General features: G+C 74.6%; 21 protein-coding genes. 12 read left to right on the plus strand and 9 right to left on the minus strand.

The annotated features are described in order from the left end of the window. The first annotated feature begins 6 nt into the window (after window positions 1-6). The 3 genes from EIY87_RS22685 (at window position 7) to EIY87_RS22695 (ending at window position 2,133) form a co-directional block, all read left to right on the plus strand. Window positions 7-888, plus strand: a complete 882-nt coding sequence (locus EIY87_RS22685; protein ID WP_125311448.1) for an EamA family transporter — start codon at window positions 7-9, stop codon at window positions 886-888. A gap of 244 nt (window positions 889-1,132) precedes the next feature. After that, complete coding sequence (locus EIY87_RS22690; RefSeq protein ID WP_125311450.1) at window positions 1,133-1,693, plus strand: RNA polymerase sigma factor; 561 nt, start codon at window positions 1,133-1,135, stop codon at window positions 1,691-1,693. Further along, window positions 1,690-2,133: a hypothetical protein gene (locus EIY87_RS22695; protein ID WP_125311452.1), complete on the plus strand. Its 444-nt coding sequence runs from the start codon at window positions 1,690-1,692 to the stop codon at window positions 2,131-2,133. Before EIY87_RS22690 ends, EIY87_RS22695 begins: the two co-directional genes overlap by 4 nt. On the opposite strand, the gene EIY87_RS22700 is transcribed toward EIY87_RS22695, so the two are convergent. After that, entirely contained in the window at window positions 2,130-3,278 is a 1,149-nt protein-coding gene (locus EIY87_RS22700; RefSeq protein WP_125311454.1) for a S8 family peptidase, read from the minus strand. The two genes, EIY87_RS22695 and EIY87_RS22700, sit on opposite strands and share 4 nt — an antisense overlap. Before the next feature lie 92 nt (window positions 3,279-3,370). On the opposite strand from EIY87_RS22700, the gene EIY87_RS22705 reads away from it, so the two are divergent. Next, the gene (locus EIY87_RS22705; protein ID WP_125311456.1) at window positions 3,371-5,950 is read left to right on the plus strand and encodes a CHAT domain-containing protein; all 2,580 of its coding nucleotides are present in this window, start codon (window positions 3,371-3,373) and stop codon (window positions 5,948-5,950) included. A gap of 18 nt (window positions 5,951-5,968) precedes the next feature. Continuing rightward, window positions 5,969-6,775, plus strand: coding sequence for a lipase family alpha/beta hydrolase (locus EIY87_RS22710; RefSeq protein WP_225439991.1), 807 nt, complete (start codon window positions 5,969-5,971; stop codon window positions 6,773-6,775). On the opposite strand, the gene EIY87_RS22715 is transcribed toward EIY87_RS22710, so the two are convergent. From EIY87_RS22715 to EIY87_RS22725, 3 genes are read right to left on the minus strand one after another with little or no spacing between them, the layout of a single operon-like run. Next, a complete protein-coding gene (locus EIY87_RS22715) occupies window positions 6,765-7,607 on the minus strand; it encodes an ABC transporter permease (RefSeq protein ID WP_125311458.1) in 843 nt (280 codons plus the stop codon). The genes EIY87_RS22710 and EIY87_RS22715 overlap by 11 nt on opposite strands. Then, the gene (locus EIY87_RS22720; protein ID WP_125311460.1) at window positions 7,604-8,515 is read right to left on the minus strand and encodes an ABC transporter ATP-binding protein; all 912 of its coding nucleotides are present in this window, start codon (window positions 8,513-8,515) and stop codon (window positions 7,604-7,606) included. The genes EIY87_RS22715 and EIY87_RS22720 overlap by 4 nt, the downstream gene beginning before the upstream one ends. Beyond that, on the minus strand, window positions 8,512-9,633 hold the full coding sequence (locus tag EIY87_RS22725; RefSeq protein ID WP_125311462.1) for a hypothetical protein: 1,122 nt from the start codon (window positions 9,631-9,633) through the stop codon (window positions 8,512-8,514). Before EIY87_RS22725 ends, EIY87_RS22720 begins: the two co-directional genes overlap by 4 nt. Before the next feature lie 166 nt (window positions 9,634-9,799). Between EIY87_RS22725 and EIY87_RS22730 the strand changes: the two genes are divergently transcribed. Next, the gene (locus tag EIY87_RS22730; RefSeq protein WP_125311464.1) at window positions 9,800-10,873 is read left to right on the plus strand and encodes a N5-glutamine methyltransferase family protein; all 1,074 of its coding nucleotides are present in this window, start codon (window positions 9,800-9,802) and stop codon (window positions 10,871-10,873) included. Between the two features lie 77 nt (window positions 10,874-10,950). Here EIY87_RS22730 and folP read toward each other — a convergent pair whose 3' ends face one another. Beyond that, window positions 10,951-11,826, minus strand: a complete 876-nt coding sequence (gene folP, locus EIY87_RS22735; RefSeq protein WP_125311466.1) for a dihydropteroate synthase — start codon at window positions 11,824-11,826, stop codon at window positions 10,951-10,953. 94 nt (window positions 11,827-11,920) lie between these two features. Here folP and EIY87_RS22740 point away from each other — a divergent pair, with 94 nt between their 5' ends. Next, window positions 11,921-12,571: a rhomboid family intramembrane serine protease gene (locus tag EIY87_RS22740; protein WP_125311468.1), complete on the plus strand. Its 651-nt coding sequence runs from the start codon at window positions 11,921-11,923 to the stop codon at window positions 12,569-12,571. Here the strand turns inward: EIY87_RS22740 and EIY87_RS22745 are convergent. Continuing rightward, the gene (locus EIY87_RS22745; RefSeq protein ID WP_125311470.1) at window positions 12,564-13,061 is read right to left on the minus strand and encodes a YceI family protein; all 498 of its coding nucleotides are present in this window, start codon (window positions 13,059-13,061) and stop codon (window positions 12,564-12,566) included. The genes EIY87_RS22740 and EIY87_RS22745 overlap by 8 nt on opposite strands. After that, the gene (locus tag EIY87_RS22750; RefSeq protein ID WP_125311472.1) at window positions 13,058-13,615 is read right to left on the minus strand and encodes a hypothetical protein; all 558 of its coding nucleotides are present in this window, start codon (window positions 13,613-13,615) and stop codon (window positions 13,058-13,060) included. The genes EIY87_RS22745 and EIY87_RS22750 overlap by 4 nt, the downstream gene beginning before the upstream one ends. A gap of 109 nt (window positions 13,616-13,724) precedes the next feature. On the opposite strand from EIY87_RS22750, the gene EIY87_RS22755 reads away from it, so the two are divergent. Further along, on the plus strand, window positions 13,725-16,451 hold the full coding sequence (locus EIY87_RS22755) for an ATP-binding protein (RefSeq protein ID WP_125311474.1): 2,727 nt from the start codon (window positions 13,725-13,727) through the stop codon (window positions 16,449-16,451). A gap of 88 nt (window positions 16,452-16,539) precedes the next feature. Further along, window positions 16,540-17,271 carry a S1 family peptidase gene (locus EIY87_RS22760; RefSeq protein WP_125311476.1) on the plus strand — a complete coding sequence of 244 codons (732 nt, stop codon included), beginning with the start codon at window positions 16,540-16,542 and terminating at the stop codon, window positions 17,269-17,271. 63 nt (window positions 17,272-17,334) lie between these two features. Here the strand turns inward: EIY87_RS22760 and EIY87_RS22765 are convergent, their stop codons facing one another. Further along, window positions 17,335-18,162 (minus strand): DUF11 domain-containing protein, encoded by an 828-nt coding sequence (locus EIY87_RS22765; protein ID WP_125311777.1) that lies wholly within the window; start codon window positions 18,160-18,162, stop codon window positions 17,335-17,337. Window positions 18,163-18,339: 177 nt separating this feature from the next. Further along, the gene (locus EIY87_RS22770; RefSeq protein WP_125311478.1) at window positions 18,340-18,969 is read right to left on the minus strand and encodes a TetR/AcrR family transcriptional regulator; all 630 of its coding nucleotides are present in this window, start codon (window positions 18,967-18,969) and stop codon (window positions 18,340-18,342) included. Between the two features lie 87 nt (window positions 18,970-19,056). Between EIY87_RS22770 and EIY87_RS22775 the strand changes: the two genes are divergently transcribed. From EIY87_RS22775 to EIY87_RS22785, 3 genes are all read left to right on the plus strand, one after another. Further along, window positions 19,057-20,760 (plus strand): alpha/beta fold hydrolase, encoded by a 1,704-nt coding sequence (locus EIY87_RS22775; protein WP_125311480.1) that lies wholly within the window; start codon window positions 19,057-19,059, stop codon window positions 20,758-20,760. 70 nt (window positions 20,761-20,830) lie between these two features. Further along, window positions 20,831-21,412 (plus strand): TetR/AcrR family transcriptional regulator, encoded by a 582-nt coding sequence (locus EIY87_RS22780; RefSeq protein ID WP_125311482.1) that lies wholly within the window; start codon window positions 20,831-20,833, stop codon window positions 21,410-21,412. Beyond that, window positions 21,409-22,596 (plus strand): Glu/Leu/Phe/Val dehydrogenase dimerization domain-containing protein, encoded by a 1,188-nt coding sequence (locus EIY87_RS22785; RefSeq protein WP_125311484.1) that lies wholly within the window; start codon window positions 21,409-21,411, stop codon window positions 22,594-22,596. The genes EIY87_RS22780 and EIY87_RS22785 overlap by 4 nt, the downstream gene beginning before the upstream one ends. Window position 22,597: the final 1 nt, after the last annotated feature.

A 22,597-nucleotide genomic window follows, 5' to 3' on the forward strand; every position in this document is an offset into this window, starting at 1 on the left:
ACCTTAGTGCTAAACAAACAGCTCCTCGTCACCGCGCTGGCGCCCGCGATCTGGGGCTCGACCTACCTCGTCACGACCGAGTTCCTGCCGCCGGACCGCCCGCTGCTCGCCGCGGTCGTCCGGGCCCTGCCCGCCGGGCTGCTGCTCGTCGCGCTCACCCGCCGTCTCCCGAAGGGCGACTGGTGGTGGCGCGCGCTCGTGCTCGGCACGCTCAACATCGGCGCGTTCCTCGCGCTGCTGTTCGTCGCCGCCTACCGCCTACCCGGCGGGGTCGCCGCCACCCTCGGCGCGCTGCAGCCGCTGATCGTCGCGGGCCTGTCGACCGGCCTGCTCGGCGAACGCCCGACGCCGCGGACGGTGCTCGCGGGCATCGCCGGGGTCGTCGGCGTCAGCCTCCTGGTGCTGCAGTCCGACGCCCGCCTCGACGCGATCGGCGTCGCCGCGGCGGCGGGCGGCGCGGTCGTGATGGCCACCGGCGTCGTGCTCAGCAAGCGCTGGACGTCCCCCGCGCCCCTGCTGGCCACGACCGGCTGGCAGCTCGTCGCGGGCGGGCTGGTGCTCGTGCCGGTCGCGCTGGCCGTCGAAGGCGCGCCGCCGTCGTCGCTGTCCGGCGCGAACATCGCGGGCTACGCCTACCTGTCGCTGATCGGCGCCGCGTTCGCCTACGCACTGTGGTTCCGCGGGATCCGCGCGATGCCGGCCACGCACGTGACGTTCCTCGGCCTGCTGAGCCCGGTCGTCGCGACCCTGCTCGGCTGGCTCGTCCTCGGCCAGCGCCTGACCCCGTGGCAGCTGCTCGGCGCGGCGGTCGTGCTCGCCGCCGTCGTGGCCGCCCAGCACCGGGCTCAGCCGTCGCCGGCGACCCAGCGGGTGTCCGAGAAGGTCTGATCCCGGCCCGGCACCCCCGCCCCCGCCGGGACGGGGACCGCCCGGCCGGTCACCGGCTGCCCGCACGCCGCCGTTCCCCACACGAGCACCACGAACACCACCACCCGCACGATCGGGGTTCAGGTATTTCCCGCGCTCCCACCGGATCGGAGGAACGGGGGGAAAGACACGAAGGAGTCCCCCGATGGCGTACCGCTCCGAAGGGCCGCTCTTGGCTAGGCTCACCGGGTCAAGGGGAGGCGAAGTGGACACGACGACCCTGCTCTCGGCGGCCGCGCGCGGCGACCAGGCCGCCTGGGAGGCGCTCGTCGAGCGGTACGCGAGCCTGCTCTGGTCGATCGCGCGCGCCTACCGGCTTTCCGAAGCCGACGCCGCCGACGTCGTCCAGACGGTGTGGCTGAAGCTGGTCGAGAACCTGGGCCGGATCAAGGATCCCGAGCGGCTGCCCGGCTGGCTGGGCACCACCACCCGGCACGAGTGCCTGCGCCAGCTCCGCCGCGTCGAGCGGGAACGCCCGGCCGACGACCACGTCTGGCAGAGCGAACCGGCGCCGGGCGAGGCGGTCGACGCGGCGCTGCTGCTGAACGAACGCGACGCCACGCTCTGGCGCGCGCTGGCCGCGCTGCCGGAGCACTGCCGCCGGCTGCTGCGCGCGCTGATGGCCACTCCCCCGCCGTCGTACGCGGCGGTGTCGGCCGCCCTCGACATGCCCATCGGCAGCATCGGCCCGACGCGGCAGCGGTGCCTGGGCCGCCTGCGCGAGCGAGCGGGCGCGGCCGGGCTCGGAACGGAGGACCGGGCATGACCGACGACGAGCTCATGGACGTCCTGCGCGCGGCCGCGGCCGAAGCCGACCCGGTGCCGGAACTGGTGCTGCGCCAGGCCCGCGCGGCCCTGTCCACCCACGACCTCGACGCCGAGCTGGCGGAGCTGGCCTTCGATTCGGACCTCGCGGACGCCGCCGCCGTGCGCGCGGACGGCGAAGACGTCCGGCTGCTGTCGTTCGAGTCGGCGCGGGTGTCGGTGGAGCTGCAGGTGGAGTACGCGGACGGCCGCGTTTCCCTGCGCGGCCTGATCACCGGCGCGACGGGCGACGCGGTGGTCGAGGTGGCCGGCGAGCGGCACGTCCGCCCGATCGGCGCGGAAGGCTGGTTCACGGCGGCGGGGCTCCCGCGGGGAGCGACCCGGGTGAAGGTGACCGCCGCGGACGGCACGGCGGTCACCACCGGCTGGGCCGGTCTCTAGGCGCCCGGTTCCCGCACGCCCGCCACGTACGGGACGGGAGCCTCCCCGTTCAGGTCCTGGACGCGCACCGTGACCGGGTCCTCGACGCCCTCCGGGTGCAGCACCGCGCCGGCCGCCTCGAACGCGGACGCGCCCTTGGTCATGACCGCCGCGATCTGCCCGGTCACGATGGCGGCGGAGAAGGACGTCCCGCTCCAGACCGCGAACCCGTTGTACCCGGCGGGCTCGGTGGGGTAGCCCGGCCGGAAGTACGGGCCGAGCACGTCCACGCCGTCCGCGTAGGCCGAGACCCAGGGCCCGTAGTTGCTGAAGTCCGTGACGCGCGGCTTGTCCGAGTCCTGCGACGCGTCGGCCGAGCCGACCGCGATCACCTGGACGTGGCTGGGATCGGCGCTGCCGGGTACGGCGGGCGCGAACTTGATCCCGGCCGGGTAGACCCGCTGCCTGCTCGCCCGGTTCCCGGCGGAGGCGACCACGATCGAGTCCGCGGGCAGCCTGCTCAACGCCGCTTCGATCGCCTTCGGCGGTTCGCCCTCCCAGGTCGCGCCCGAGAAGGAGAGGTTGATCAGCGTGATGCCCTCCTCGCGCAGCTCGTCGATGGCGTTGGCGACCGCGAGGTCCTCGAGTTCGCCGCTCTGCTCGTCGATCACCCCCTTCACGCGGACGCGGACCTCGGGCGGCACCTGCTTCAGCAGCACCCCGGCGACGAACGACCCGTGCGCGGCGGAACCGACCGGGTTCCCGTCTTCCCCGCGCACCACCCGGACGGTGTCCTCCGGGTCGAACACCACCCGGTTGCCGAGGAAGGGGTGCGGACGGCCCTCGTGCAGCACGACGCCGGTGTCGATCATCCCCACCAGCGGCGGGACGTCCGGCGCGAGCACCGGGTCCAGCGTCTTGTTCGTGGGCTTCGGGCGCAGTTCACCCCAGATGATCCGGTCCGGACCGAACAGGTGGTTCGGGCTCGCCCCACGGCTTCCCAGCGCGGCCAGCACTTCCGGCACCGGCCGCGTACCGGTGAACCGGTGCACCGCGCCGGAGGCCCCGGCCGGGTGGTAACCGAACCCTGCCAGCGCGGGCCCGAGCGCGGCACAATCGTCCGCATGGACCAGCAGCTCGCCTGCTCGATGGCGGTATCGCGTCATGTGTCCCCCTCGATCACGGGTGAACGGGTCGGCAACTCGATCCGCGGGCCCCTCCACCTGATACACACCCGCCGGGCCCGGCACAAGCGGCGATGAGCGACGCGCTCGCCAAGGCGGTCGCCGCCGCGGACCTCGCCTTCACCGCGCCGGCCAAGGCGCGGGCGCTCGCCGAAGCCGCGCTCGCCGAAGCGGACGGGACGACCGAGGCCGCCGCCGTGGCCGAGCACGCGCTCGGGCTCGCCGGGGTGTCCATGGGACGCCTGACGGACGCCGAAACGCGGCTGCGCGCCGCGCTCCGGCTGGCCGACGGGGCCGGGCTGCGGGAGCGGGCCGCGCAGACGCGCGGGGTGCTCGGCTACGTCCTGACGCTGACCGGGCGCACCGCCGAAGCCCTGCGCGAACTCGACCGCGCGATGCCCGAGCTGACCGGGCAGGCGGCGGCGCGGCTGCGCATGCAGCGGGCCGTCGTGCTCACCGAAATCACCCGGTTCGGGGACGCCGCGGCGGGGTTCGCCGACGCCCTTGAGACGCTCCGGGCCGCAGGCGGCGACGACCTGATCGAGGCGACGATCCGCACCAACCGCAGCATCGTGCTGGCCCGCCTCGGCGACTGGCGGGGCGCCGAAGACGACCTGCGCCACGCCGAACGCGGGTTCGCCGCGACCGGCCACCTCGGGCGGACGGCGATGGTGTGGCAGAACCGCGGGCTGGCCGCCACCGTGCGCGGCGACGTCCCGGCCGCGCTGGCCGCCTACGACGAAGCCGCCGCACGCTACCGCGAAGCGGGCACCGACCCCGGGCTCCTGCCGATCGAACGCGCCGAAGTCCTGCTCTCGGTGCGCTTGATCGCCGAAGCACGCGAAGCGGCTACGGCGGCTGTCGCGGACTACGGGCGGCGGCGCAACGCCGTCGACCTCGTGCAGGCGCGGCTGCTGCTGGCGAAAGTCGCGCTGCTGGACGGCGATCCCGAAACGGCGTTGCGCGAAGCCTCGCTGGCGCGGCGGTCGGCGGTGCGGCAGGACCGGCCCGGCTGGGCCGCGCTCGGCGGTTACCTCGCGCTGCGGGCCCGCCGCGACAGCGGCCTGCGGACCGCGGCGATGCTCCGCTCGGGACAGCGGACGGCGGCGGCGCTGACCGAGGCGGGCTGGGTGGTCCCGGCGCTGGACGCGCGGCTGATCGTCGCGACGCTCGCCCTCGAGCTGGGCCGCACGGAGATCGCGAAGGCGGAACTGTCGTTCGTCGGCCGTGCCGGGCGGAGCGGCCCGGCCGAAATGCGCGCCCGTGCCTGGCACGCGACGGCGTTGCTGCGCCTGGTGCACGGCGATCGCCGGGGCGCGGACGCCGCGTTGCGCGCCGGAGTCCGGGCGGTCGACCGGTTCCGCGCCGGGCTCGGGGCGAGCGAGCTGCGCGCGCACGCGTCCGGGCACGCGAGCGAGCTGACCGGGCTCGGGCTGCGGCTCGCCGCGGAGGCGGGCCACCCGGAGGCCGTGCTGCGCTGGGCGGAGTGGCGGCGCGCGGGCGCGCTGCGGCTGCGGCCCGCCCGGCCGCCGGACGACGAAGGCCTGGCCGCGGACCTCGCCGCGGTGCGCCAGCTCGCCGTCGACCTCGCCACCGGCACCGGCGACGCGCGAACGTTGCTGCGCCGTCAGGCCGAACTCGAAAAGGCGGTGCGCGACCGCGCCCGGCACGCCACCGGAGTGTCCACTTCGGACACGCGGGTCCCGTCCCGCGCGGAGCTCGCCGACGCGCTCGGCCCGGCGACGCTCGTGGAGTACGTCGAGCTGGACGGGCGGCTGACCGCGCTCGCCGTCACCGGCGGCCGGCTGCGGCGGTACGCGCTGGGCCCGGCGGCCGAAGCCGAAGAACGCCTGGCCGAACTGCGGTTCGCGCTGCGGCGGGCGGCGTTCGGCCTCGGCTTGCCGGGCGACCTCGTCGAGCGGACCGCCCGCCGGCTCGACGACCTGCTGCTCGCCCCGCTCGCGCTCGGCGACGGCCCGCTGGTCGTCGTGCCGACCGGACGGCTGCACGAGCTGCCGTGGCCGGTGCTGCCCGGCTGCCGCGGCCGCCCGGTGTCGCTGGCCCCGTCCGCGGCGCTGTGGCACCGCGCGGCGACCGCGCCCCGCGCCGCGGGCGGCGACCACATCGTCGTGGCGGGTCCCGGGCTGCCGCACGCCGCCGCCGAGGTGGCCGCGCTGGCCCGCCGCTACCCGGGCGCCCGCCGCTTCACCGGCCGCACCGCGCGGGCCGAGCCGGTCCTCGCCGCGCTCGACGGCGCCGCGCTCGGCCACATCGCGGCGCACGGCCGGTTCCGCACGGACAACCCGCTGTTCTCGTCGCTGCGCCTGGCCGACGGGCCGCTCACGGTGTACGACCTCGAACGGCTGGCCCGCCCGCCGCGCCAGGTCGTGCTGTCCGGCTGCGACTCGGGCCGCTCGGCGATCCACGCGGGCGACGAACTGCTGGGCCTGGCCTCGGCACTGCTCGCGCTCGGCACGACGAGCCTGGTGGCGACGGTCCTCCCGATCCCCGACGACGCCGGCCGCGCCCTGATGCTCCGCCACCACCGCCACCTGGCGGCCGGCCTGGCCCCCGCCGAGGCCCTGGCCCGCGCCCAGGCGGAGCTGCCGGACTCCCCCGCCGCCACGAGTTACGTCTGCTACGGCGCCGGCTGAGCCGGGCATCATGGAGCTGTGCGGATCACGGCCTGGTGGCGCGGCATCAGCCCGCGGCGACGTCTGATGCTGACCAGCGTCGCCGTCGTCGTGGTGGCCGCCGTCGCCGCGACCGCCATCGCCGCCTCCGGCACGAAAGCGGCGCCGGAGGCCGGGACACCGGACCAGAACAAGCCCGGCCCGGTGCTCCTCGTCCCCGGCTACGGCGGCGGACAGGGCGCGCTCGACGAACTCGCCGCGCGGATCCGCCAGGCGACCGGCCGCAGCACCGAAGTCCTCACCCTGGCCGGCGACGGCACTGGCGACCTGGTCGAACAAGCCGCCGTCCTGGCCGAAGCCGTCGAACGCGCGTACGCGCAAGGAGCGCCTTCGGTCGACGTCGTCGGCTACTCCGCCGGCGGCGTCGTGGCCCGGCTGTGGGTCAGCCGCGAGGGCGGCGGCCACCAGGCCCGCCGGGTCGTCACGCTCGGCGCGCCGATGCACGGCACCGGCCTCGCCGCGGCGGGCGGCGCGCTCGTGCCGGGCGGCTGCCCCACCGCGTGCGTCCAGCTGGCGCCGGGCAGCGCCCTCCTGCAGGAGCTCGCGAAGGAGCCGATCCCGGCGACGCTGCCGTGGCTGTCCCTCTGGACCGAGCAGGACGAGACCGTGACCCCGCCGGAGTCCGCCCGCGTCGACGGCGCCGTCAACGTCGCCCTCCAGCAGGTGTGCCCGGGCAACCAGGCCGCGCACGGCGACCTGCCCACCGACCCCGCCGTCACCGAGATCGTCCTGCAGGCCCTGGGCACCACGCCGCTCGAAGCGCCGACGGACTGCCTCAGCTCGTGACGTCCTTCGTCGCGAAGTTCGCCCACGCCGCACCGAAGAACACCACGATGTAGCCGGCCTGCAGCAGCAGCCCGTGGTCGATGTTGCGCCACAGCACCGGATCACGGAAGAAGTCGATCCAGGACAGCCAGTAGTGCGTCGGCAGGTACGGCTTCACCGACGCGGCCGCGTCCAGGGTTTCCAGCACCGAGCTGGTGATCAGCACGGCCAGCCCGCACAGCGCGGCGCCCAGCGCCGAGTCGCTCACCGTCGACAGGAACATCGTGATCGCGGCGAACCCCAGCATGGACACGACGATGTAGGTCACCGCGCCGAGCAGCCGCAGGCCGAGCCCGGACGAGCTGAGCGACTGCCCGGACAGCGACGTCACCCCGGTCGGCTGCCCGCCCGGCCCGGCGACGCCCGGGTTGCCGCCGGTGCCGAACAGGATCACCCCGAGCACCAGCGACGTCAGCACGACGATGACGATCGCCGCGGTCACGTACACCGCGATGGCGACCAGCTTCGCGCTCAGCAACCGGGTGCGGCCGACCGGGCGCACCAGCAGGTACCGCAGCGTGCCGCCGGACGCCTCGCCCGCGATCGAGTCGCCCGCGACCACCGCGACCGCGATCGGCAGGAACAGCGGCAGCACCAGCGCGAGCGCCGCGGCCGGGTACAGCGCGCCGTCGTGCACCACCGCCGACAGGAACGCCCCGCCCTGCCCGGGCGGCGGCGCGAAGTCGGCCGTGGCCAGGAAGACGCCGACGACCGCGGGCAGCAGGCACAGCAGCAGCACGCTGACCCACACCCGGGGCCGCAGCGCGAGCTTCCGCAGTTCGACGGCGATCACCCGGCCGCCCCGAACCGGTCCGAGCCCGGACCCGTCAGGTCGAGGACCACTTGTTCCAGGGTCCGCTGTTCGGCGTGGATGGACGTCACGCGCACCCCCGCTTCGACGAGCAGCGCGTTCAGCGCGGCCGGGTCGGCGTGCCGGATGACCAGCCGGTCGCCTTCGCGGGCTTCGAGCTGCCCGTCGAGGACGGCCGCCGCCGCGCCCGGGTCCGGCGTCCCGACGAGCACCCGGCCGGTCTCGGCCCGCAACGCGGCCAGGTCCTCCTGGATCACCAGCCGCCCCCGGTCGACGACGCCGACGCGGGTGCACAGCTGCTCCACCTCGGCCAGCAGGTGGCTGGAGAGGAACACCGTGGTGCCACCGGCGTTCAGCGCGGTCAGCAGCTCCCGGATCTCCTTGATGCCCTGCGGGTCGAGCCCGTTCGTCGGCTCGTCCAGGATCAGCAGCCGGGGCTTGCGCAGCAGCGCGCCGGCCAGCCCGAGCCGCTGCCGCATGCCGAGCGAGTACGCCTTGACCGGCCGCTGGTCGACCCCGCCCAGCCCGACCTGATCGAGCGCGTCGTCGATGCGCCGCCGTCGCGTGCGCCGGCCACCGCCGCGCCCGGCGGCGTCGAGCAGCGCGAGGTTCCGCCGCCCGGACAGGTGCGGGTACGCGGCCGGGCCTTCGACGAGCGCGCCGACGTCGGGCAGCACCTCGGCGACCCGCTTCGGCACCGGCTCGCCGAGCACCTCGATCTCGCCGCTGGTCGCGTAGACCAGGCCGAGCAGCATCCGGACCAGGGTGGTCTTGCCCGAGCCGTTCGGGCCGAGGAAGCCGTAGCGGTCGCCTTCGCGGACGTCGAGGTCGACCGCGTTCACGGCGATGGTGCGGCCGTAGGCCTTGGTGAGCGCGCGCGTGACGATCATCGGCTGCCCCGCCGCAGCCGGGACAGCTCGTCCGCGACGGACTTCAGCACGTCGGCCGTCACCGTGCCGGCGAGCAGGTAGGAGCGGCGGGAGACGGCCGAGCGGACGACCGCGAGCGACAACGGCGTGATCGACAGCTGCACCACGGTCCCGGCGGCCAGCTTGACCTGCACCGCGCCCGCCTTCCCGGCGGCGTCGCTCGCCGCGTTGGCCACCGCGCGCGGCACGGCGATCACCGCGAAGGACGCCAGCCCGCGCCCGTAGAGCGCGGCGCCCTGCACACCGCCGAAGTCCGACGACGTCACCGGCCGCCCGGCCAGCGCCGACGGCAGCGGCACCTGGTTGAACGAGCCGAGCGTGTCCGAGACGTCCGGGGCGCTCGCCACGGTGAAGCCGGACCCGAGCACCGGCCGCGGCGCCTCGACGACCGGCGTGGTCTGCGCCAGCTCCTGGAACTCGGTCACCAGGATCGGCGACCGCTGCCCGCGCGCGGTCACCTCGACCCGCACGGCCACCCCGGTCGCCGGATCCGCCCACAGGTCTACCTGGCCGATGGTCGTGTCGGGGTCGGCGGGGACGAGCCGCAGCCCGGACGCGGCGACGCCCGCGACGTTGCGGCCCGGCAGCGCGCTCACCGGATCGCCGTGGGCCGCGCCGAGGATCCGCCGCGCGAGCTCGGGCGGCAGCAGGTCCCCGGCCCGCGGCAGCCGGACGGCGGGTTCGCCGATCAGCTCGGTCAGCGTGTTGTCGCCGTAGTCCCACGTGTATTCGCCGTCGGGCAGCCGGTAGAGGTCGTGCTCGCCGGCGGTGCCGAGGATGTCGACGCGGTAGCGGTCGGGCCCGGCGTACCAGACGCGCATCGGCGTCCGCATCGAGAAGAGCGCGGTGACGGCGGCGAGGTTCGGCAGCTCCGGCAGGGCCAGCGAACCGGCGCTTTCGGCGTAACCCTGGTACGGCCGTCCGGCGGAACCCAGGACGAGGTCGCGCAGTTTCGCGGCATCGGCCGCCGCGCCGGCCGGGGCGAGCGCGCTGAGCACCGAAGGCAACGAGACGAGGACGGCGGCCACGGCCGCGACGACCGCCCACCGGCGACGCTTTTCCCGCCGCACCACCGTCATCGGGCATCACCTCTGCACCCTTTGTACGCCACGAAGGCTAGGGTCGAAGGGTGACGAACCCCGTTCATGCCGCCGTCCTGAGCTAGTTCCCCCTCAGGACCTCCCGCACACCCGCCCTTTCGCGGGTTCTTCGACGTGCCCGCGGCAATGAACGGAAACCCTTTCCATGGCTCACCTCGTCGTGCCCGGCGAACCCGATCGCCGGTTGTTTTCCCCACCCTCGCGCCACGCGGTCCTCGCCGACGACCGCCTGTCCGCCGACGCGGCTCTGCGCACGCTCTCGTCCGGCGTCGCCCTGCTCTGGCGCGGCGACTTCCCGGCGGCCCGGCGGCTCCTGGACGCGCTCGCCCGCCGTCTGCCTTCCCCGCCACCGGACGACTTCGCGCGCTACCGGGCGGACCGCGCCCGCCGTGCCCGGCTCCTTTCGCTGCTCCACGCCCCGCTGGATCCGGGCTACGTCGTACCGCTGCGCCGCGCCCCGGACGTCCGGGCGGCGTGCACCGGCGTCTACGGCCCTTCGGACGTCCCGGCGGCCGTGCCGCTGCGGGAACTGCTCGGGGTGCTGAGCGCCGCCGAATGGCGCCGGACGGGCGTCGAAGTACCGGCGCTCGGCGCGCGGATCCACCCGCACTACGGCGTTTTCGCGCCGCTGCGGCCGGAGTACGTGGACCTGGTCGCGGCCGCGCCGTTGCCGGGCACGGAACTGGCGTTCGACATCGGCACCGGCACCGGCGTGCTGGCCGCCGTCCTCGCCCACCGCGGGGTCGAGCGGGTGGTGGCCACGGACGCCTCGGCCCGCGCGGTCGCCTGCGCCCGGGAAAACCTGACCCGGCTGGGCTTCGGCGAGCGCGCGGAGGTGGTGCGGACGGACCTGTTCCCGCCCGGCCGCGCCCCGCTGGTGGTGGCGAACCCGCCGTGGCTGCCCGGCCGCCCCCGCACCCCGTTGGACCACGCGGTGTACGACCCGGGCCACCGCATGCTGCGCGGCTTCCTCGACCGCGCCCGCCGCCACCTGACCCCGCACGGCGAGGCGTGGCTGGTGCTGTCCGACCTCGCCGAGCACCTGGGCCTGCGCACCCGCGCGCAGCTGCTCGCCTGGATCGAGGCGGCGGGCCTGCGGGTGCTGGACCGGACCGGAACCCCGGCCCGCCACCCCCGCGCCCTCGACGAGGCCGATCCGCTGCACCGGGCCAGGGCCGCGGAGGTCACGTCCCTCTGGCGCCTCAGTCCACAACGCTGACGCCGCCGAGCCCCAAGCGCCCCAATGTGGCCTTGGTTGCGTCTTGCGCACCGAAGGCCACATTGGGGCGCTCCGGCTCAGTCCACAGTAGACAGACCCGCGACCGCCGCCACGGCCTCTCGCGTCTCGCGGACGTTGTGGGCGCGGAAGACCGCCGCTCCCGCGTGGGCCGCGATCGCCGTCGCCGCGAGGGTGCCCGCCAGGCGGTCGCGGGCTTCGACGTCGAGGGTCTCGCCGATCAGGTCCTTGTTCGACAGCGCGACCAGCACCGGCCAGCCGGTGGCCACCAGTCGGTCGAAGTGGCGGAGCAGCTCGAGGCCGTGGCGGGTGCTCTTGCCGAAGTCGAACGTCGGGTCGATGAGGACGCCGCCGCGCGGCACGCCCGCGGCGACCGTCCGCTCGGCCGCCGTCGTCAGCTCGGCGAGGACCTCCGCGACGACGTCGTCGTAGCGCGGCCAGAACGGCCGTTCCGGGGTCGGCGCGGGGTACGGGTCGGTCCGCAGCGGCATGCCCCCGACGTGCGAGCAGACGTAGCCCGCGCCGAACTCGGCGGCGACCTCGACCAGTTTGGGGTCGGCGCCGGCCCAGGTGTCGTTGAGCAGGTCGGCGCCGGCCTCGCAGACCTGCCGCCCGACTTCGTGCCGCCAGGTGTCGACGCTGATCACCAGCCCGGGGTGGCGTTCCCGCACCTCGGCGACGAACGGCACCACGCGCCTGCTCTCTTCGTCGACGTCGATCTCGGGACCCTCGCCCGCCTTGACGCCGCCGATGTCCACGATGTCGGCGCCGGCCGCGACCGCGCGGTCCACGGCTTCGCGGGCGGCGTCCTCGGCGAAGGTCGCGCCCTTGTCGTAGAACGAATCGGGGGTGCGGTTCACGATGGCCATGACCAGGGCGCGGTCGCCGGGCATGCGACGGCCCCGGAAGACCACCTCCGGCCGGTGTGACGTCATGGCCTTCACCCTGCCAGGTCACGGCTGGGTCCGAAACGGCGCTCCCCGCGGCCCGCGCCGGTTATCCTTCGCGCGACCGAGCAGGGGGAAAGCCATGAGTGGTGAGAGTCCGGCCCGCAGCGAAGCCGAGGCGATGATCGCCGAAGCCAAGAAGGCCCTTTGGGTGATGGTGGGCCTGCTCGCCGTGCTGTGGGTGGTGCAGATCTTCAACTCGCTCGACGGCTACGACCTGGGCCGCGAGTTCGGCATCGAGGCGCGCGACCCGGCGTCGCTGCCGGAGATCTTCAGCGCGCCGTTCATCCACTCGAGCTGGGGTCACATCGAAGGCAACTCCGGCCCGCTGTTCGTGTTCGGCTTCCTCGCCGCCTACCGCGGGGTGAAGAAGTGGCTGGGCGTGAGCGTGCTGATCATCGTCGCGAGCGGCCTCGGCGTCTGGTTCACCTCGCCGTCGAACTCGGTCACGGTCGGTGCCAGCGGCCTGGTCTTCGGCTACTTCGGCTACATCATCGTGCGCGGCCTGTTCGACCGGCACCCGATCGACATCGTGATCGGGGTCGTGATGGCGCTCTGCTTCGCCTACCAGTTCACGTCGCTGCTGCCCACCGACGAACGGGTCAGCTGGCAGGGCCACCTGTTCGGGTTCGCCGGCGGCATCATCGGCGGCTGGCTGTTCCGCGACCGGAAGCCCAAGGCGGCCGCCGCCCCCGACGCGGCGACCACCCTGCTCCCCAAGGACCTCAGCTAGGCGGCTCCAGGTCCGCTTCGACGTCGATCCGGACGTACCGGCCGATCAGCGCGCGCGGCACCCGCATGCCGAGCGGCGCGCGGTCCAGGGTTCCCGTCGCGCGCACCCGGGTCGCGGTGAGCGGCTCGACGGTCAGCGTCAGCGGGCACGACGTCCCGCGCAGCCCGAGGTCGCCGGTCACCTCCCAGCCGTTGTCGCGGCGCCGGACGCCGGTGGCGGTGAACGTCAGGTCCGGGCGGGCGCGGCTGTCGAGCAGGTTCGGCTTCCGCAGGTCGGCGTCGCGGCGCGGGTTCTCCGTGGTCAGCGCGCCGAGGTCGAGCCGCGCGTGGACGGCGGTCACCCCGCCGCCGGTGACCTCGACGCCGCCCGCGCGGACCGGGATCGTGCCGCGCACGCGGTTGAACCCGAAGTTGCGGACCTCGAACGACGCCGTCGCGGTGCGGACGGTCCACGTCCCGGCGCGGAGCGCGGGGGCGGTGCGCGGGCTCATCGCGCACCCGCCGGTGCCGGCAGGGCCGCGTGCGAAACGCGGTGGACGTCGACGCGGTCCGGGCCGGGCAGCAGCGCGGGGTCCTCGCCGGGCAGCAGCTCGGTGGCCGTGACCGCGTCCTGGACGGCCTCGATCGTGGCCATCGACGCAGAGAGCGCGACGACGACCAGCGACCGGTCCTCGCCGAGCAGGAGGTACGTCGTCCCGACGCCCTCGATGCCCCGGACGGCGGGCCAGATCCGCTCGCGGCCCGCGCGCAGCTCGGCGGCCGACTGCTCGGCGCCGCGGGGCCCGTCGAACCAGGTGAGCTGGGCGTACGCGGCCGCGTCGGACGCGGTGTGCGCGTCGACGACCCGGTACGCGCCGGCGTCGAGCCAGGTCGTCCCGGCGGGCCGCAGCGACGCGGCTTCGCCGGCCGTGGCGGCGTCGGGCCAGAAGGTGACGACGGCACCGGCCAGGCCGCCGAGCTGGGTGAGCGTGCAGGCGCCGAGGGCGCCCGCGCCGAAGCCGCGGGTCCCGAGTGGACCGCGGAACTGGTGGATGGTGGCGTGCATGGGGTGCTCCTTCCGCTGTGCGCCGACTCTCGCCCGCGGCGGCGCCCGCGGCATCAGTGCCAGTACGGAGCAGGGCACTGAAACCGGGCACGCAGGGGATACTGCTCGGGTGACGCGCAGCGAGCCGTTCGTCGGGCGGGCCGGTGCCGCGGCCGAGCTGCGCGCGTGGCTCGCCGCGGCGGCCGGGGGCACCGGCGCGCTGGTGCTCGTCGGCGGTCCGGCGGGCATCGGCAAGTCCCGGCTCGTCGAGGCCGTCACGGACCGCGAAGCCGTGTGGGGCCGGTGCGTCGACGATCCTGGCGCGCCGCCGCTGTGGCCGTGGCGCCGGGTGCTCCAGGCCCTGCCGGAGGCGGGCGCGGAGGTCTCCCGCGCACTCGCCGACCTGGACGGCGGCGACGGCGCCGACCTGGTCGCGGCCCGCTTCCGGTTCGTCGCGGCGGCCGCCGACGCGCTGGTCGCCGCGGCCGGGCCGGGCGGTCTCGTGGTCGTCCTCGAAGACGTCCACTGGGCCGACGAAGCGTCGTTGCGGCTGCTGCGGCACCTCGCGGGCGAGATCCGGCGCTCGCGCCTCGCCGTCGTCGCGACCTACCGCGACACCGACGCGCTGTCCGGGCTGCTCGGCCGGCCGGGCACGGAGAGCCTGCGCCTCGGCCCGCTGACCGAACCCGACGTCCGCGCCTACCTCGCCGAGGTCGGCCGGGCCGCCGTCGACGCCGGCGAGGCGCTGCGGCGCTCGGGCGGCAACCCGCTCTACCTCAAGGCGGTCGCCCGCTCGTCGGCGACCGGCGGCGGCGAAGCGGAGCTGCGCCACCTGGTCCGCACGACCGTCGCCGGGCTCGACGACGACGCGCGCGAGCTGCTGGCGATCGCGTCCGTGCTGGGTGAGGAGGTCGACGCGCACGTCGTCGCGGAGGTCACAGGGCGGCCGGCCGAGGCCATCGTCCCGGCGCTCGACCGCGCGGTGCGCGCCGGCGTGCTGCTGCCCGCCGAGGCCGGGTCACGGCGGTTCGCCCACGCCGTCGTGCGCGACGGGATCTACGCCGACCTCGACCAAGGCGTCCGCGAAGAACTGCACGCCCGGGCCGCGGCCGCGCTGGAACACCGCGCCGAACCCGGGGTGGTGGCCGGGCACTGGCTGCGTTCGGCGGCGACGCCGGACGCGCTGGCCAGGGCAGCCGACTGGGCCGAGGCGGCGGCCCGGGACGCCACCCGCGCGCTCGCCTTCACCGAAGCCGCGCGCTTCCTGTCCCTGGCCCTCGACTGCCGTCGCCGGGCGGGTGTCCGCGACGGGCTCGCCGCCCTGCTCGTCGACCTCGCGACCGCGGAGTACCGCGCCGGCCGCTTCGCGCGCGCCTTCGGCCACGCGCGGGAGGCCGCCGGGCTGACGGCCGATCCGGCGCTGGCCGCCGCCGCGGCGCTCGTCGTCCGGGACACCTCGGCCCCCGACCTGCTGCCCGGGATGGCCGCGCTCACGGCGTCCGCGCTGGCGGCACTCGGCCCCGAAGCCGACCCGGCGCTGCGGGCGAAGCTCCTCGCGCAGTCCGCGGCCGTCGCGGCCGACTACGGGCGGGCGACCGAAGCCGTCCGGACCGCCGACGAGGCGATGGCCCTCGCGGAGCTCTCCGGCGACCAGGAGGCGCGGCTCGACGCCGTCCGCGCCCGGCTGAAGATCCGCCCGGCGGAACTGCCGCTGGCCGAGCGCCTGCGCCTCGGCTCGCTCGCCGTGGCGCTGGGCGGCACGGGACGGCCGCTCGTGGCGCTGTGGGGCCACAAGTGGCGGCTCGACGCGGCGTTCGAGGTCGGCACGGTCCCGGTCGTCGACGCCGAGCTCGCCGCGATCTCCGCGCTGGCCGCGACCACCCGGCTGCCGCTGGTCCGGTGGCACGAGCTGCGGCTGCGGGCGTCGGTCGCGGCCTACCGCGGGGCGTTCGCCGAGGCCCGCGCGCACAACCGGCTCGCGAGCGAGCTCGCGGCGGCGGAGCTGGCCGAAGACCGGTCCGCGGCCGGGATGTCCTTCGCGTTCGCGCAGCAGCTCGCCGCCGTGGTCGGCGACCCGGCCGAGCTGCTTCCCGGGTACGAGGAGGTGCTGGCGATCGCGCCGCCGTTGCCGATCGCGGTCATCTCCCGGCCGCTCTGCGCTCTGCTCGAGGGCCGCCGCGACGAGGCCCGAGCCGCGTACGACGCCCTGCGCCCGCGGCTGCGCGACCCCGACTTCCTCGGCCCGTCCCCGGGCGTCGGGGCGAACCTGCTGCCGCTGCTCGAAGCGTTCGAAGACGTCGAGACCGCGGAGTGGCTCGCCAAGCTGCTCGCCGGCGCGCCGCCGGTCGGCTCCGCGGGCGCGGGCACCTTCTGCACGGACTGCTCGAGCAGCTGGTCCGCCCGCCTGGCGGCGCTGCTGGGGCGGCACGACGAAGCCGCGGCGCTGTTCGAAGAAGCGGTCGCGTGGGACGCCCGGCTCGGCGCCCGGCCCTACGTCGTGCACAACCGCGTCCGCCTGGCGGCCGAGCTCCTCGTCCTCGGCGACCTCCCTCGCGCGGAAACCCTGGCCCGGCAGGCGGCGGACGAAGCCCGCCGGCTCGGGATGCCGGGCTGGCTGAGCGAGGCGACGGCGGTGCTCGACCGGGCGCGAACCGCGGCCGACCCGCTGACCGGCCGCGAACGCGAGATCGCGGCGCTCGTCGCGGACGCGCTGAGCAACCGGCAGATCGCCCACCGGCTGGTGCTTTCCGAGCGCACGGTGGAAAGCCACGTCCGCAGCGTCCTGGCGAAGCTGGGCCTGGCCAACCGGACCGAGGTGGCGGCGTGGGCGCGCCGCCGGGGACTCACCGCGGGCTGACGGGTTCTTCCGCGGAACCCGCTGTGAGGTCGCTGTGCATCCGCCGCCACGGGCTGCCGATCCGGCAGACCTGTGGTGATCTGAAGGAGTGGCGATCAAGGTTCTCCGGCCGGTGCTGCTGGCCGCGGCGGCGGTGCTGGTGCTGAGCACCGGCTTGGCCGTCGGCGCGGACACGACCGCCGACGACGCCTACGCCGCCGGTTCCCCCGCTCCGATTCCGGCCCCGGCGGAGAAAACCGTTTCCCCGGTCGGCGCATTGTTCGCCAATGGCGGCCATTTCTGCTCCGCGAGCGTTGTCCACTCGGGAACCGGAGATCTGGTGCTCACGGCCGCGCACTGCGTCCGCAATGGAATGTCGTTCGCTCCCGGTTACCACGACGGCGTGGCGCCACTGGGAATGTGGCCGGTGACCGGGACGACGGTTGCCGAAGGCTGGACTTCTTCGGCCGACCCGGATCTCGATTTCGCGTTCCTGACCGTTCAGCAGCCCGGGAATCCGGCTTCCCTGGAAAGCCTCACCGGCGCGAACGCGCTCGGCGTGAATCGCGGATTCGACCACCGGATCACCCTCACGGGTTACCCCGACACGACCGATTCCCCGGTCGTCTGCGACGGCACGACCACGCGCTCGGACACCTACCAGATGCAGGTCGCCTGCCCCGGTTTCCCGGACGGCACCAGCGGCGGGCCGTGGGTGACCGGCGGCGAGGTCATCGGCGTCATCGGCGGCTACCGGCTCGGCGGCGACACCCCGGACGTCTCCTACAGCGCGTACTTCGACGACGACATCGCGAAGCTCTACGCCACGGCCACGGGCTGAAAACGCGGACCGGGCCCGCGTCCCTGGCGGAGGACACGAGCCCGGTTCACCTCTCGCGAACCCTCAGCAGGTCACGATGAGCCCGGTGAGCGCCGAGCACGTCTTCGACGCGCTGTCGTTGGCGGCGTTGGGATCCGTCGGCGAACTCGCCGTGCGCTGCGCGGTCGTGGTGTACGAACCGAGCGCGAGCAGGCCGCCGTTGACCGAGAACTTCGTCGTCGCCGAGGCACCGCTGGCCAGCGACGCGACGTCGCAGTTCACGTTCCTGGTGGTGCCGACGCGGGCGCAGCCCGTGCCGCCGGCGAAGGACAGGCCCGACGCGTACGTGGCCACGACGCGGATCCCGGTCGCGGCGGACGGGCCGTTGTTCGTCACGGTCACGGTGTAGTCGATGCGCGCGTTCAGCCCGCCGTGCCCGGCCGCGGCGAGCGCGACCTTGACGTCGGCCTGGGAGGACTGCTCGCCGACGGTGATGACCGGGCCGTCCAGGATGTCGAAGGCGTAGTTGTCCCCGACGAACTGGTGCTGCAGCGTGAACTGCCCGGGCGCGGCGGTGTCCTTGACGCGCAGGGTCCACTCCGTCGTCCTCGTGCCGCCCGCCTCGAGGTCGCCGAACGCGGCGCGGTAGCTGCTGCCGGCCTGGAAGCAGCCGACCGCCGTGGTGTTGGTGCAGGACACGACGTCGACCACGTCGGTGATCGCGGTCGGGTTCCCGTAAATGGCACCCTTCGCGAAGGTCACCGTGAAATCGCGGTCGTTGTGAATGGTTTGCGTGACGGTGAACGTCTGCCCCGGCACCACGTTCGTGGTGCTGACGGTGACTGCGCTCGAGGGATCGGCCGCCTGCGCGGCGGGTGCGATTGCGAAAAACGCCGTGGCCAGTGCGGCCACCGCGGACAGGATCGTGGTCCGTCGCCAGCTTCGTTGCATAGTCGTGATCTCACTGTTCGGGTCCGGGAATACCGCTCTGACAGGTGACGCGTGGTCTTTTCGGGGACGTCCGACGCTGTTCAGTCGCCCCGATCCCGGAATTCGTTACCGCCATCCGGCGGCCCCGCGGCACCGCCGTCAGGACGGACGCCAGCGCCCGTTCATCTCACCCGGGCGCGGCGGCGGCCCCGGCAAATCGGGCGCACCCCCGGCGGCCAGCCCCTCGACGAGCAGCGCGAGGTAGCGCCGCCGCAGCTGGGTGGTGCGTTCCTGGTCCTCGACGCGGATGGCCGCGCAGCATTCGAGGACCATGCCGAGGTCTTCGGCGACGGCGTCCCGGCGCAGCCGCCCGGTCTCGCGCGCCCGCTCGACGAGGTCCCTCGTCAGCTCGTTCGCGCGGCGGGCGTCCTCGCCCATGTCGGGCGTCGGGGTGAAGGTGCCGGCGAGGTGCACGGTCAGCGAGTGCACGTCGGCGTCCACAACCCGGCCGAGGAAGCCCGTGAGCGCCGCCCAGCCGTCGGGCTCTTCGGCGGCGGCTTCGGCCTCGCGGATGTACGTGCGGAGGCCGTCGTGGCAGAGCCGGCACAGCAGCACCTCCTTGCTCGGGTAGCGCCGGTAGAGCGCGCTGATGCCGACGCCGGCGCGCTCGGCCACGTGCGAGATCGGCGCCTTCGGGTCGACGAGGAAGACCTGGCGGGCGGCATCGAGGATGACGACGTCGTTGCGGGCGGCCTGGCCGCGGCGGCCGGGCAGGGCGGTCTCGGGCATGGGCTCAGATTAGCACTGGAACGGATCATTCCGCTCTGCTACAGTTCGGAACGAAGCATTCCGTTCCAGTCTGCCGAGGAGCCAGCCATGACCGTCCCCGCCATCCGCCCCTTCCGCGCCGAGATCCCCCAGGCCAAGCTCGACGACCTGCACCGCCGCCTGCGCGCGGCGCTGTGGCCGGACGACCTGCCCGCCGAGTACGGCGTCACGAACGAGCGGGTCCGCGCGCTGGCCGAGCACTGGCTGGGCGGCTTCGACTGGCGGGCCTTCGAAGCGCGGCTGAACGCGTACCCGCAGTTCGTGACGGAGATCGACGGCGAGACCATCCACTGCCTGCACGTCCGGTCGTCGCGGCCGGACGCGACGCCGCTGGTGCTGACGCACGGCTGGCCGGGCTCGATCGCGGAGTACCTGGACGTGATCGGCCCGCTGACCGAACCGGAGTCGGCCGGCGAACCGGCGTTCCACCTGGTGATCCCGTCCCTGCCCGGCTTCGGCTTCTCGGGCCCGGCGAAGTCGGGCTGGGGCACCCACCGCACGGCGGCGGCGTGGGCGGAGCTGATGAGCCGCCTCGGCTACGAGTCGTACGGCGCCGCGGGCAACGACGCGGGGTCGATGATCTCGCCGGAGATCGGCAGGCTGGCGCCGGAGAAGGTCGTCGGCGTGCACGTCACGCAGCTGTTCTCGTTCCCGTCCGGCGACCCGGCGGAGATGGCGGACCTGAGCGAGGCCGACCAGGCCGCGCTCGCGCACCTCCAGTGGTTCTACGAGAACATGTTCTCGTTCAACACGTTGCACAGCCAGCAGCCGCACACGCTGGCGTTCGCGCTGGCCGACTCCCCGCTCGGCCTCCTGGCGTGGAACGCCCAGCTGTTCGGCGAACACCTGGACGCGGACTTCGTCCTGGCGAACGTGGCGCTGTACTGGCTGACCGGCACGGCGGGCTCGTCGATCCGGTTCTACTACGAGGACGCGCACGATCCGACGCGCCCGGAGGGCCCCACCACGGTCCCGACGGCCCTGGCGATGTTCGCGGGCGACTTCCAGTCGATCCGCCGCTTCGCCGAGCGCGACCACGCGAACATCGTGAGCTGGAACGCGTACGACACGGCAGCCCAGGAAGGCGGCCCCCGCGACGCGGCCGGCCACTACGCGGCGCACGAAGCCCCGGAGGTCCTGGTGGCGGACCTCCGCCGGTTCTTCGCGAGCCTGCGCCCGGCCACGCCGTGGCCGCTCCTGACCCAGTCCCACGAAGCCCTCCGCACGGCGATCGAGAGCGTGACGGACTGGTCGGCCCCGACCCCGTGCGCGGACTGGAACGCCACCCAGGTCCTCCAGCACGCAGCAGGCGACCAGCTCGGCTACGCGGCCTTCATCACCGGCTCGAGCGGCCCGGACTTCGACCCGTTCTCCCCGTCGGGCACCCTCGAAGCCAAGCCCGCGGACTTCCTGGAACCCACCCTGACCGCCGCGGCAGCCGCCTTCGCCACGATCAGCCCAGACGCCACCGCGGTCCCGACGCCCCTCCCGCAGGGAGCCCTCCCGGCCCCGGTGGCCGTAGGCGCGGCCGCCCTGGACGCGGCCATCCACGCATGGGACATCGCGATGTCCTCGGGCGCGCCGTCCCCGCTGACCCAGGAACTGGCGGAATCCCTGCTCCCGGTAGCGAAGCAACTGGCCGAGCCGCTCCGAGGCTTCGCCTACGCCCCGGCCCTGGACGGCCCGGCGACCGACGACGCCCCCGCAACCCTCCTGCGCTACCTGGGCCGGAATCCCGAGTGGAAAGCCTGAACGACCGTGCCGGGCAAACCCGTCCTTCGTCGCCTCCCCTCTCCCCCGCCCCCTCGGTACCGTGTCCCGCATGATGCGCAAGGCGGTCGCCGTCCGGCGGGAGGAGATCGTGGGGGCCGCGCTGGGGCAGATCCGCGAACGGGGCATCGCCGGGGTCCGGGCCGCCGACGTCGCCAAAGCTCTCGACGTCAGCACCGCGCTGATCTTCTACCACTTCGGCACCCTCGAAGCCCTCATCATCGAAGCCTTCCGCCAAGCCGCCGAAACCGCGCTCGCCACCCTCCGCGACGAACTCGCCCACGGTGGCCCCGCCGACGCCCGCCTCAACGCCGTCCTCACGCTCTACGGCCCCACGAATCCCGGCCACAACTGGCAGCTCTGGATCGAAGCCCAAGCCGCCGCCATGCGGGACCCCGAACTGCGGGCCGTCCTGCAGCGGCTGGACCGGCGGTGGCGGGACGCCGTCGTCGCCCTGATCACCGAGGGCGTCAAAACCGGCGTCTTCCGGTGCGAAGACCCGCACGGGGCCGCCTGGCGGCTGACTTCGCTGCTCGACGGGCTGGCCGTCCAGGTCGTCGCCAAGACCGGGGCCGTCACCGCCGGCGACTGTGCGCGGTGGGTCGAGCAGGCCGTCAAGCGGGAGCTCGGGTGAGCGCCCTGCTCGAAGTGGCGTGGACCGATCCCGTCACCGGGTGCCGCGGGTACCTGGTGATCGACCGGCTCGTGCGGGGCGTCGCCAGCGGCGGGCTCCGGATGCGCCGCGGCTGCAGCCTCTTCGAAGTCCGCGGCCTGGCCCGGGGCATGACGCTCAAAGAAGGCCTCAACTACGACCCCGCCGGCCGCTACATCCCGCTCGGCGGCGCCAAGGGCGGCATCGACTTCGACCCGTACGACGAGCGCGCCCGCGACGTCGTCGCCCGCTACCTGCACGCCATGCGCCCGCTCATCGAGCGGTACTGGACCATGGGCGAAGACCTCGGCCTGCGCCAGGACGTCATCGACGGCGTGCTCGCCGAGATCGGGCTGCTCAGCCCCGTCCAGGCCGTCTACCCGCTGCTCGAAGACCTCGACGCCGCGACCGCCCGGCTCGCCGACGCCTTCCGGATCGAGGTCGGCGGGCTGGGGCTGGACGAGCTGGTCGGCGGGCTCGGCGTCGCGCAGGCCACGCTCACCGGGCTCGAACTGCTCGGCCACGCCGGGCCGAGCCGCGTCGTCGTGCAGGGGTTCGGGTCGATGGGCGGGGCCACCGCACGGTTCCTCGCCGAAGCCGGGTTGCCGGTCGTCGGCGTCTCGGACGTCCGCGGGATCGTCGCCAACCCCGCCGGGCTCGACGTCGAGCACCTGCTGCGGCACCGGGACCGCTTCGGCGGGATCGACCGCGACCACCTCAAACCCGGTGACGAGCTCCTGCCGCCGGAAGCGTGGCTGGACGTGCCCGCCGAGGTGCTCGTGCCGGCGGCCATCTCCTACTGCGTCGACAGCGACAACCAGGCCAAGATCGGCGCAAAGCTCGTCGTGGAGGCCGCGAACCTGCCGGTCACGGCCGACGCCGAAGAGCTCCTCGGCGCCCGCGGTATCCCGGTCGTCCCGGACTTCGTCGCCAACTCGGCGACCAACTCCTGGTGGTGGTGGACGCTCTTCGGCGACGTCGGCGCGGACGCCGGCGAGGCCTTCGCGAAGGTCCGCGCCCGCATGCGCGAGCTGGTCACCGCCGTCTTCGAGCTTGCCACCCTGGACGGCTCGAGCCTGCGCGCCGCCGCCCTGCGGCTTTCCGAACGGAACCTCGAGGCCATCCAGGCCCGGTTCGGCGAGGGAACGAATCAGCCCGCCAAGTAGT

This window comes from Amycolatopsis eburnea (assembly GCF_003937945.1).
In the GTDB taxonomy this organism is placed as follows: domain Bacteria; phylum Actinomycetota; class Actinomycetes; order Mycobacteriales; family Pseudonocardiaceae; genus Amycolatopsis; species Amycolatopsis eburnea.